This window comes from Vibrio sp. V39_P1S14PM300, assembly GCF_009904765.1.
Taxonomy (GTDB): domain Bacteria; phylum Pseudomonadota; class Gammaproteobacteria; order Enterobacterales; family Vibrionaceae; genus Vibrio; species Vibrio proteolyticus.
The window spans coordinates 1-11,033 of the sequence record NZ_WXWP01000072.1 but is presented as its reverse complement, the minus strand read 5'-3'; the positions used below and the strand labels follow the sequence as shown (position 1 = coordinate 11,033).

Sequence of the window (11,033 nt, the reverse complement as noted above, 5' to 3'; positions counted from 1 at the left end):
TCGTAAACACCTAGCCAATGCTATCCGTGCTCTGAGCATGGATGGTGTCCAAAAAGCGAACTCAGGCCACCCGGGCGCACCTATGGGTATGGCGGATATCGCTGAAGTGCTTTGGCGCAGTCACTTAAATCACAACCCACACAACCCGAATTGGGCCGACCGCGACCGCTTCGTGTTGTCAAACGGCCACGGCTCTATGCTGATTTACTCTCTGCTGCACCTGAGCGGTTACGAGCTGTCGATTGACGACCTGAAAAACTTCCGTCAGCTGCACTCTAAAACGCCGGGCCACCCTGAGTACGGCTATGCACCCGGCATTGAGACCACAACCGGTCCTCTGGGCCAGGGCATCACTAATGCGGTGGGCATGGCGATTGCGGAAAAAGCACTGGCGGCGCAGTTTAACAAACCTGGCCACGACATCGTTGACCACTTCACTTATGTGTTCATGGGCGATGGCTGTCTGATGGAAGGCATCTCGCACGAAGCCTGCTCACTGGCCGGCACTCTGGGTCTGGGCAAACTGATCGCCTTCTGGGATGACAACGGCATCTCGATCGACGGTCACGTGGAAGGCTGGTTCTCAGACGACACGCCAAAACGCTTTGAAGCGTACGGCTGGCACGTTATCCCGGCAGTAGACGGTCACGATTCCGAGGTGATCAACGCAGCGATCATCGCTGCAAAAGCGGATCCTCGTCCGACTCTGATCTGTACTAAGACCATCATTGGTTTCGGCTCGCCAAACAAAGCCGGCTCGCACGATTGTCACGGTGCTCCTCTGGGCGCAGACGAAATCAAAGCCGCACGTGAGTTCTTAGGCTGGAATCACGGCCCATTCGAAATCCCATCGGATGTGTACGCAGAGTGGGACGCGAAAGAAGCGGGCAAAGCGAAAGAAGCAGCATGGGATGACAAGTTCGCCGCTTACGCCGCCGCTTACCCAGCCGAAGCCGCAGAATATAAACGCCGTGTGAACGGTGACCTGCCAGCGGAATGGGAAGAAAAAGCAGCGCAAATTATTGCTGATCTTCAGGCTAACCCTGCCAATATCGCTTCCCGTAAAGCGTCACAAAACGCACTGGAAGCCTTCGGCGCTCTACTGCCTGAGTTCATGGGCGGCTCAGCTGACCTGGCCCCATCTAACCTGACCATGTGGTCTGGTTCGAAGTCTCTGGAAGCAGGCGACTTCTCTGGTAACTACATCCACTACGGCGTGCGTGAATTTGGTATGACGGCCATCATGAACGGTATCGCGCTGCACGGCGGTTTCGTGCCTTACGGCGCGACCTTCCTGATGTTCATGGAATACGCACGTAATGCCATGCGCATGGCGGCGCTGATGAAGATTCAGAACATTCAGGTGTACACACACGACTCGATTGGTCTGGGTGAAGACGGCCCGACTCACCAACCGGTTGAGCAAATGGCGTCGCTGCGTCTGACTCCAAACATGAGCACATGGCGTCCATGTGACCAGGTAGAATCTGCGGTCGCCTGGAAACTGGCGATTGAGCGTAAAGACGCGCCAACTGCGCTGATCTTCTCTCGTCAGAACCTGGCGCAGCAAGCGCGTGATGCTGAGCAAGTGGCCAACATCGCCAAAGGTGCTTACATCCTGAAAGATTGCGCAGGCAAGCCTGAGCTGATTCTGATTGCGACTGGTTCGGAAGTGGAACTGGCAGTCGAAGCCGCAGCGCAACTCAGCGCCGAAGGCAAGCAAGTTCGCGTGGTCTCCATGCCATCAACGGATGCCTTCGACAAACAAGACGCAGCTTACCGTGAAGCAGTACTGCCATCAGACGTCACAGCACGCATCGCTATTGAAGCGGGTATCGCAGACTTCTGGTACAAGTATGTCGGCTTTGACGGTCGCATCATCGGCATGACCAGCTTCGGCGAATCTGCACCGGCAGGTGAGCTGTTCAAGATGTTTGGCTTCACCGCAGAAAACGTTGTCGATACGGCAAAGGAGCTGCTGGCGTAATCCGGTGACAAACACCATCATTGTCTAGAGGGCCAGTCGGCCCTCTTTTTTTTGCGTAAGTTTTTCCCATCGGTGTGAAATTCTTACCGCTTCGGATTTTAGATTTGTTTACTGATTTTTCTATATTACTGATTTTTAATGGTTAGTTTTGTTGGCACGGCTTTCGCTACCTTGTATTCAACCTCTTCTATCACTAAGGAGCGTATGATGAAAAAGCGTATTCAAAAAGTATTGATCCCGATGCTAACTCTGATGCTGAGTGCTGGTCTGGTCGCGTGCAGCGACGACAACAGCGCCGAAGATGTCGGTGAGAAAATCGATCAGGCGGTGACGGACACCGGCAATGCCATCGAAGACAGTTGTGAAAACCTCAAAGAATCGGCCAACGCGCAAGACACGGATTGTTAAATATCCTGTGTGACTGGGCTCCCGCTATACTCAATACGTCTGGCGGGAGTGAATCTGATGGCAAAATGAGGTGAAGAATGCGGGTTGCAACGTATTACATGATGGGCTGTTTTGGCGCCTTAATTCTGAGTCTGCTTAGCCTTTGGTGGGGATTTAGCCTGATGATGCTTTGGACGGCGTTGTCACTGGCGCTGGTGGCGTTGGCGTATTACAAAAACAATGGACGTATCTTTCGTAAAAACAGTGACGGCCGAATTCCAAAAGGGGTGCGGGTATTGTTTTGGCCGTTTATGTTGGGGGTGTATGCGTACAATTATCTGGTGCGATCGCGCTCTTCTACGCCCAGCATTCAGCAAATCGAACCCGGGCTTTACCTTGCAGCGCGCCTGACTCCCGCAGATGTTGAGGCGTTGCATCAGTATGAAGTCAAAGCCGTACTGGATGTGACGGCCGAATTTGAAAGCCTCAATATGTCTTTGATGGGCGAGGGGATCGATTACCTCAACGTACCGGTCCTCGACCACGCCTACCCGGAATTTTCCACCTTGCTTCAGGCGGTGCGTTGGATCGAAGCTCAGCGCAAAAAACAACGCGCCGTGGTGGTGCACTGTGCGCTGGGTCGCGGCCGATCTGTGATGGTCATGGCCGCCTACTTGCTGGCTCGGTCACCGCAAAGCAGCATTGAGGAAGTGATGCAGCAGATCCAGTCGATCCGTCGCAGGGCACGGCTGAACTCAACGCAGTACCGGGCTCTGGAGCGTTACATTGCCAACCAGGAGTTTGGTCTGAGTAAACCCAAAGCGTGGCTGATTGCCAACCCGGTCTCCGGCGGCGGTAAATGGCCAGCGAACAAAGAGGGCATCATCGTAGCGTTGTCTCCGTATTTCTCTCTGGCGGTGCAAGAAACCAGTGAGCAAGTCTCGGCGGCACAACTGGCCCGTCAGGCTTTACAAGCCAAGCCGGATCTGGTGATCGCTGCCGGGGGCGATGGTACGGTTAACGAGGTGGCGGCCGAGTTGGTCGGCACCTCGGTACGCTTTGGGATTCTGCCGCTTGGCACCGCCAACGCTTTATGTCACGCGATGTGGGGAATTCGTTCCAAACTGACGCCTCTGGCCACCGCCTGCGAAGCCATTATTCATGGCGATACCCGCATGATTGACGTCGCGACCTGTAATCAGCGGATTGCGTTATTGATTGTCGCGGTCGGCTTTGAGCAGCAGATGATAGAGTTTGCCAATCGGGAAGCGAAGAACAGCGATGGTCAGGTGGCGTATCTGAAAGGCTTTTTAAATGCGGTGACGAATGGCGACAGCATTACGCTCAAGGTCCGCTTTGATCAGGAAGAAGAGCAGACATTAGAGACACAGAGCATCGTGATCGCCAATGCTGCGCCGTTCAGTACCTTGCTGGCGCAAGGCAGTGGCGAGCCGGACATCAACGACGGTAAGCTGGACGTCACCTGGATCCCCAAAGCCGAATTGCCGGGCATGCACGTTCTGTCACTCACCGAACTGGCTGTAGCGGGGGTAACGTCGGAAAAATTGGGCAGTTTCACTGAGCACCGCCAGGTGGAATCGGTGCGCATTCAGCATCCTGACGGCCTCAAGTATGTGATTGATGGTGAACTGTTTGAGAGCCGTGTGCTTGATATTGCGGTGCGCCCGGACGCACTAAAAATCATGTCGCCCAGAGCACCGCAAAGCGGCGAGATCACCCTTTAACTTTTGGCCTGATAGCGTTCCAGTTTGTTGTACAGGGTTTTGACACTGATACCGAGATCGGACGCGGTCTCGGTTTTATTGCCTTGATTTTCTTGCAAGGTATTGAAAATGGCTGCTTTTTCAATCTCTTCCAGTGCGACGCCAGCAGGAATCGCGGCTTCCAGCCTCGACGGCGATTGCAGTGGCGGTGCATCGAACACCAGATGGTGTGACTCAATCTGTTGATCCGCCAGTATGTACGCCCGTTCAATACAGTGTTTCAGCTCACGGACATTCCCCGGCCAGTCGTGCGTTGCCAGCGCGTCAATGGCTTGAGGCGAGATGGCTTTACTTTGCTGCTCTTCGGCATTACGGTGGGCGAGAAAATGCTGCGCCAGACCGCTGATGTCATCGCCCCGCTCACGCAGTGGTGGTACATGGATTGGAAAATGCGCCAGGCGAAAATACAGATCTTCGCGAAAGCGTCCCTCTTCGATCGCTTGCTGAGGATCGCGGTTAGTGGCCGCCACGACCCGGACATTGGCGCGACAGCTTTGTTGGCTGCCCACCGGGCGGTATTCCCCGCTTTCCAGCACGCGCAACAGCTTGACCTGATGCTCCAGCGGCATTTCGGTCACCTCATCGAGAAACAACGTACCGCCTTCGGCCTGACGAAAAACACCCGCGTGGGTTTTGTTGGCGCCGGTGAAGGCGCCTTTTTCGTGTCCGAACAGCTCACTGTCCACCAACTCCGGGCTGATCGCTCCGCAGTTGATGGCGATAAAAGGCTGCTGAGTTCGCGCGCTGGCAAGGTGAAGAGTATTGGCCACCAGTTCCTTACCCGCACCGCTTTCACCGACGATCAGCACGTTGGATTCGGTTTTCGCTACCCGGCGTAGTGTGCGATACAGGGTGTGCATTTCACGGGACGATCCGACCAGCAGACCAAATTGATCCAGCGGACTGGCCTGAACTGCGGCCGTTGGCGGACCAGATTGATGCTGTTCAAAGTGGCGGGCTATGTCGCTCAGGGTATCATGCAGTAGTTCGTGATTGAGTGGGTGGCGAAAGTGGAACACACTGCCGCTCAACATTAATTGATCAATGTGCGGATTGGGAGTGCCGTCGCTGAGCAGGATCACGTCGGTGTCGGTGACTACGTGGGAGGCGGCCAACTCGGTCAGTTCATTGGCCGAGAAATAACGGGTATCCAGTAGCGCCACGTCGATATCAGCCTGCTCAAGCTGACTCAGCCAGTGTGTCTGGCCGTTTGCCTCGATAAGGGAAAATTGCGACAACACGCCGCTGCGGGTCAGAGATTCAACATGCTGAGGATCGGAGAGTAACACGAACAAAGTAGGCAGAGACATGCACGGTTCCTTTGCGGTGAATGAATCTTCACTGTATGTAATCGGATGCATTCTCTCAAGCGGCGCGCTGTGTTTTTAACCGCAGTTTTACGTATAAGTTGGTATGAAGATTGTTTGTCATTTCAGAGTGAGAGAAATAACAGCCAGGAGGTGGAAGTGACTCAGGAGAACGAAAGCGTTGTTTCACTGGCCGATGCTCATCAAGTGCGCTTGGTCATGGCGTGGTTGCAGGCCAGTCTCAACCACGCCAGAGTGCAGTGGCACGCTACCACGCACAACCACAGTCTGCAGCGCTCATTGGCGAGGCTGATGAGCCTGAAGCGTCAGGCCATCCGTGCGCTGGGCAAAGAGTTGGGAGGCTGCCAGCCAGTGTATCTGGTGACGCCGCACACACCGTCACACCGCGAGGGAATGCCGGCGTTGATGGAACAAAACCGGCTACTGATTCGCCGTGCGCGTCAGGTCAGTAAAACCTTGCAAGATAAGAAACTGATTCACTTGGTGTCGTATTGGATTGCGGCGTTGCAGATGGAAGTGGAAACCGCAGCACTGACTTGGCGACGTTTGCGCTGAGCGCGTATAAAAGTTACCTCCGGACAGGAATTTTTTTCATAGCGCGGCGAGCAATGTGGTTTAAGTTTTGTTTTAAGTTGTTGACTTATAATGCATTTATTGATTGGCACACCTTTGGCATAGATACAAATGAACATTTTATATTTGTATGACCAGACCAGAGGAGACGAACATGAAATTTTCAACGTTAACTCAAGCGCTTATTCTGACTCTTGGCGTGAGTGCCTTCAGTGCCAGCGCGGCGGACAGCAATCAGTGGAAAGATAGTGCGCAGGATGGCTGGATCGACGGTAAAGCCGAGGCGACGCTGCTGTTTAATGGCAATCTGAACAGCTTTGATATCAATACCGATGTGAAACAAGGGGTGGTGTATCTGACCGGTAATGTGGACAGTGATGTCGACAAACGCCTGGCCGGTGAGCTGGTGCGCAACATAGATGGGGTAAAAAAGGTCGACAACCAACTGACGGTAATGGATGAGAAGCAGCAGAGCAGTGATCTGAAACAGGATCTGGTGGACTCAAAAATTGCCACCGTAGTCAAAACTTCCTTGTTGCTCGAGCCGGATGTGAACGGTTCGGACATCAATGTTGATGTTGAGCAGGGTGTGGTTACCCTCAAAGGGGAAGTGGAATCGGACGCTATGCGTCAGCTCGCATTGCTGCTGGCGAAGCATACCGATGACGTGAAAAAGGTCGATGATCAGCTCAACGTGGTCACCCAGTAATCATTCCAATCGTTGCCGCAGCACACGCTGCGGACACAACACGAAAGGCGCTCTTAGAGCGCCTTTTTTATGCGCGTTACCCTTTGCACCAGCACAGCGGAACCTGCTGTTGTAGGGCGTCCAGTAACACCGACAGACGCAATGGGTGGCGACCTGCCGGGGTATAGCAGGTGATAGCGACCGGTTCGGACAACCAGCTGTCGAGACAAGGAACGATGCGTCCCGGATGGTGGCGCTGGTAACCCTGCACGGTCCAGGTAGGCAGCAGGCCAATCCCGTGTCCGTTGGCGATCGCATCAATCTGCAACGCCACGTTGTCGCTGTGCAGGCGGCTGGAGAGCGGCTCGAGCTTAAACTCGCCGTGCTCACTGTGGTGAAGCGTCAACTCACGTTCGCGCAGGCAACCGAAATCGATCCATGGGTGACGATGCAATTCCTGAGGAGACGTCAACTGGCCATGCTGACGCAGATACTCCGGCGATGCGTAAGGCGCATAGCGCCAGTAACCCAGTGTTTCTTCGCGCCATTCGAGTGAGGGGCAAGGCCCGACCCACAGCACCAGATCCGGCTCATTATGGGTGCTGTTTACATCGCTGCTCAAGCGGATTTTGACGTCCGGATTCTCACTCAGGAACTGATTGAGTACGCCACTGAGCCAACTGCGCACTAAAGCGGCGTGACACACGATGTGCAGTTGTCCGGAGATTTTGTTGTTCAACCCCTGCAGCGCATCCTGACTCTCATCGGCCAGCTCCAGCATCTGCCGGCTGTAACGGGCGAAGATTTTGCCGGCTTTGGTCAGTACCAGCCGGTTGCCTTGCCGGGCGGTCAATGCCTGACCGACGTCTTCTTCTAATTGCGCCAAACGGCGGCTGATGGTCGATTTCGGTTGATTCAGAGCTTTGGCTGCCGACGTCAGACTTTTGTGCTGGTTGAGCGCATCAAAAGCCCGGATAGCCGCGAGGTCATGCATCTTTTACTCCTCATGCTGTGCAGTGACCAAGTTCCATTTATGGGAAGAGTCATTCCATAACTCTGTCTATGCATCGCTGTCTATTTGTGAATAATCGTTTCGAAAATAATAATCATTATCAATAATGGAGTTCAAGATGTCCACTATTAAACTGCCGGCCGCAGGTTCTGCCGGCATGTTGGCTCTGTTGGCCATTCCTCAGGTCCACGCCGATTCTGCAACCAAACCCGAAACTGTGGTGGTAACCGCTTCCGGTTTCGAACAAAGTCAGGCCGATGCTCCGGCCAGTATCAGCGTGGTAACGCGCGAAGAGCTTGAGTCCCGTTACTACCGTGATATTACCGACGCACTGAAGAGCGTGCCGGGTGTGGTGGTGACTGGCGGTGGAGATACCACTGACATCAGCATCCGCGGGATGGGGTCGAAATACACCCTGATCCTGGTGGACGGCAAACGTCAGAGTACCCGCGAAACGCGTCCGAACAGCGACGGCCCGGGTATTGAGCAGGGGTGGCTGCCACCGTTGCAGGCGATTGAACGTATCGAAGTCATCCGTGGCCCGATGTCGACACTCTACGGTTCGGACGCGATCGGTGGTGTGATCAACATTATTACGCGCAAAGACAGCCAAAGCTGGAACGGTAATATCCAGCTCGGAACGGTGATCCAGGAAGACCGCAAATCGGGTAACGAACAGAGCGCTAATTTCTATTTGAACGGCCCGCTTTCTGACGCTCTGTCGCTGCAAGTTTACGGCCAGTATACCCAGCGTAACGAGGACGATATTCCTCACGGCTATGAAGACAAAAGCCTGCAGAGCCTGACGTCGAAACTGACTTATCATTTGAATGACCGTCATTCGTTCCAGTTAGAAGGCGGGACGTCGGCGCAGGATCGCCGCGGCAATGTGGGTCATTCGGTTCCGACCAGCGGTTGTCGCGGTGAGTGTGAAGACAGCGAAAATGAATACCGTCGTAACTATGTGGCTCTGAGCCACAGCGGTGACTGGCAGGAATGGGGGTATTCGGAAACTTACCTGCAGCGTGAAGACAGCCGCAATAAGTCGCGTAAGATGGAGATTGAGAACACCACCTTTAAATCCAGCCTGGTGACGACCCTGTCATCCCATGTGCTGACGACCGGTATCGAAGCCACGCACGCTAAACTCAATGATGAGACTTCAAATGAAGCATCCAGCCAGTCGAAAATTTCGAACAGCCAGTGGGCGTTGTTTGTGGAAGACGAGTGGACCATCATTGATCCGTTCAGTCTGACGTTAGGCGGACGTGTCGATCATGATGAAAACTACGGCACGCACTTTAGTCCGCGTGCATACGGTGTGTGGAGTATCGATTCTGACTGGACGCTCAAGGGTGGCGTAGCGACCGGTTTCCGTTCACCGCAGCTGCGTGAAATAGCACCAGGCTGGGCGCAGGTCAGCCGTGGCGGCAACATTTACGGTAACCCGGATCTGGAGCCGGAAAAATCGATCAACAAAGAGATCAGCCTGATGTATCAGGGGGAATACGGGATTGATGCGTCACTGACCTTGTTCCACAACGACTTCAAAGACAAGATCACTCGCGTGGTATGTCCGGCATCGGTCTGTACCGACGGCGCCAACGAGTGGGGCTCGGATCCAACTTACCGCATCAACGTGGATGAAGCGGTGACACAAGGGGTGGAAGCGACGTTTGCGATGCCACTGACGGAGACGGTTTATCTGAGCACCAGCTACACCTACACCGATTCTGAACAGAAAACCGGTGAATACAAAGGTCAGCCACTGCAACAACTGCCGAAGCACCTGTTCAATGCCGATCTGAGCTGGCAGGCGACCGCCAAGCTGGAGAGCTGGGCGAAGCTGACCTACCGTGGCAAAGAGATGGATCCGACCACCGGACCCTCGTCGGGTAGCCTGATTGAGCCGGCGTACACGTTTGTGGATACCGGTGTGACGTACCGTCTGACGCACAACACCACGTTGAAAGCGGCGATCTACAACCTGTTTGATGAAGAGATCAGCTACGAAGAGTACGGGTACATTGAAGATGGCCGTCGTTACTGGCTGGGTCTGGATGTCGCGTTCTGAGCACTGAGGCTCGATCACGGAACTGAACACAGGCCGGAATGTATTCCGGCCTGTTTTGCGTTGGTCTGTTCACTCATTCAACGGATGCGCTTTGGTCTGGTATCGGTTAGTATCTGGGGCACGAAAATGATGTAGAGCGATGGAAGTGATGCTGAAAATAGCGATCAATGGATTTGGGCGCATCGGTCGCAACGTGTTGCGTGCGGTGTACGAAAGCGGTAAGAGTCAGCAGATAAAAGTGGTCGCCGTGAATGAACTGGCGCAACCCGACGCGATGGCGCATCTGCTTCAGTATGACACCAGCCACGGCCGTTTCGGCAAGAAAATTTCCAATGATCAGGAACACATCTATGTTCATCATGACAGTGGTGAATTCGATTCGATCCGCATTCTGCACCTGAGCGATATTGAACTGTTGCCGTGGCGTGATCTTGACGTCGACATTGTCCTCGACTGTACCGGCGTCTTCGGCGCTCAAGTGGATGGTCAGGCCCATATTGCCGCTGGTGCGCGTAAGGTGTTGTTTTCCCATCCGGGCGCCAGCGATCTCGACAACACCATTATCTATGGGGTGAACCACGATACGCTGCAAGCGACGCACAAAGTGGTGTCCGCTGGATCTTGTACCACCAACTGCATTGTCCCCATCATCAAAGCGCTCGATGACGCGTTTGGCATTGATTCCGGGACCATCACCACGATTCACTCGTCCATGAATGATCAGCAGGTCATTGATGCATACCATACCGACTTACGCCGTACCCGGGCAGCCAGCCAGTCCATTATTCCTGTAGACACCAAGTTGCATAAAGGAATTGAAAGAATCTTCCCGAAATTTTCCAACAAGTTTGAGGCTATTTCGGTGCGGGTGCCCACAGTCAATGTCACTGCCATGGATTTAAGCGTCACAATTAATACAAATGTGAAAGTTAATGACGTAAATCAAACCATAGTTGACGCTTCTCAGTGTACATTACACGGCATTGTTGACTATACTGAAGCTCCGCTCGTTTCCATCGATTTTAACCATGATCCGCACAGCGCGATCGTCGACGGTACCCAGACCCGGGTCAGTAATGGCCGACTGGTGAAAATGCTGGTCTGGTGTGATAACGAATGGGGCTTTGCGAACCGCATGCTGGACACAGCGCTCGCAATGCAGGCCTCAGAAAATCCGAGTGACTGAGGCGTGGAGAAATA

Annotated in this window: 9 protein-coding genes; 7 read left to right on the top strand and 2 right to left on the bottom strand. The window is 53.9% G+C overall.

Annotated features, from left to right (window positions below; genetic code table 11):
* The 3 genes from tkt to CAG65_RS03565 form a co-directional block, all read left to right on the top strand.
* A partial coding sequence (gene tkt / locus CAG65_RS03570; protein ID WP_161452221.1) for a transketolase occupies window positions 1-1,987 on the top strand: 1,987 nt, incomplete at its 5' end.
* 207 nt (window positions 1,988-2,194) lie between these two features.
* Window positions 2,195-2,395, top strand: coding sequence for a hypothetical protein (locus tag CAG65_RS22025; protein WP_237668737.1), 201 nt, complete (start codon window positions 2,195-2,197; stop codon window positions 2,393-2,395).
* 77 nt (window positions 2,396-2,472) lie between these two features.
* Window positions 2,473-4,119, top strand: a complete 1,647-nt coding sequence (locus CAG65_RS03565; protein WP_161452218.1) for a diacylglycerol kinase family protein — start codon at window positions 2,473-2,475, stop codon at window positions 4,117-4,119.
* Here CAG65_RS03565 and CAG65_RS03560 read toward each other — a convergent pair.
* Entirely contained in the window at window positions 4,116-5,468 is a 1,353-nt protein-coding gene (locus CAG65_RS03560; protein WP_161452216.1) for a sigma-54 interaction domain-containing protein, read from the bottom strand. The two genes, CAG65_RS03565 and CAG65_RS03560, sit on opposite strands and share 4 nt — an antisense overlap.
* Before the next feature lie 156 nt (window positions 5,469-5,624).
* On the opposite strand from CAG65_RS03560, the gene CAG65_RS03555 reads away from it, so the two are divergent.
* Window positions 5,625-6,041, top strand: a complete 417-nt coding sequence (locus tag CAG65_RS03555; protein WP_161452214.1) for a hypothetical protein — start codon at window positions 5,625-5,627, stop codon at window positions 6,039-6,041.
* Between the two features lie 172 nt (window positions 6,042-6,213).
* On the top strand, window positions 6,214-6,768 hold the full coding sequence (locus tag CAG65_RS03550; RefSeq protein ID WP_161452211.1) for a BON domain-containing protein: 555 nt from the start codon (window positions 6,214-6,216) through the stop codon (window positions 6,766-6,768).
* 76 nt (window positions 6,769-6,844) lie between these two features.
* On the opposite strand, the gene CAG65_RS03545 is transcribed toward CAG65_RS03550, so the two are convergent.
* Window positions 6,845-7,741 carry a LysR family transcriptional regulator gene (locus tag CAG65_RS03545; RefSeq protein WP_021707318.1) on the bottom strand — a complete coding sequence of 299 codons (897 nt, stop codon included), beginning with the start codon at window positions 7,739-7,741 and terminating at the stop codon, window positions 6,845-6,847.
* Window positions 7,742-7,877: 136 nt separating this feature from the next.
* On the opposite strand from CAG65_RS03545, the gene CAG65_RS03540 reads away from it, so the two are divergent.
* Entirely contained in the window at window positions 7,878-9,833 is a 1,956-nt protein-coding gene (locus CAG65_RS03540) for a ligand-gated channel protein (protein WP_021707319.1), read from the top strand.
* Between the two features lie 148 nt (window positions 9,834-9,981).
* Entirely contained in the window at window positions 9,982-11,019 is a 1,038-nt protein-coding gene (gene epd / locus CAG65_RS03535) for an erythrose-4-phosphate dehydrogenase (RefSeq protein ID WP_040903257.1), read from the top strand.
* Window positions 11,020-11,033: the final 14 nt, after the last annotated feature.

Coding starts and splice junctions, on each gene's coding strand:
- CAG65_RS22025 (WP_237668737.1), top strand. CDS start 2,195: ATGAAAAAGCGTATTCAAAAAGTATTGATCCCGATGCTAACTCTGATG.
- CAG65_RS03565 (WP_161452218.1), top strand. CDS start 2,473: ATGCGGGTTGCAACGTATTACATGATGGGCTGTTTTGGCGCCTTAATT.
- CAG65_RS03560 (WP_161452216.1), bottom strand. CDS start 5,468: ATGTCTCTGCCTACTTTGTTCGTGTTACTCTCCGATCCTCAGCATGTT.
- CAG65_RS03550 (WP_161452211.1), top strand. CDS start 6,214: ATGAAATTTTCAACGTTAACTCAAGCGCTTATTCTGACTCTTGGCGTG.
- CAG65_RS03545 (WP_021707318.1), bottom strand. CDS start 7,741: ATGCATGACCTCGCGGCTATCCGGGCTTTTGATGCGCTCAACCAGCAC.
- CAG65_RS03540 (WP_021707319.1), top strand. CDS start 7,878: ATGTCCACTATTAAACTGCCGGCCGCAGGTTCTGCCGGCATGTTGGCT.
- epd (WP_040903257.1), top strand. CDS start 9,982: ATGCTGAAAATAGCGATCAATGGATTTGGGCGCATCGGTCGCAACGTG.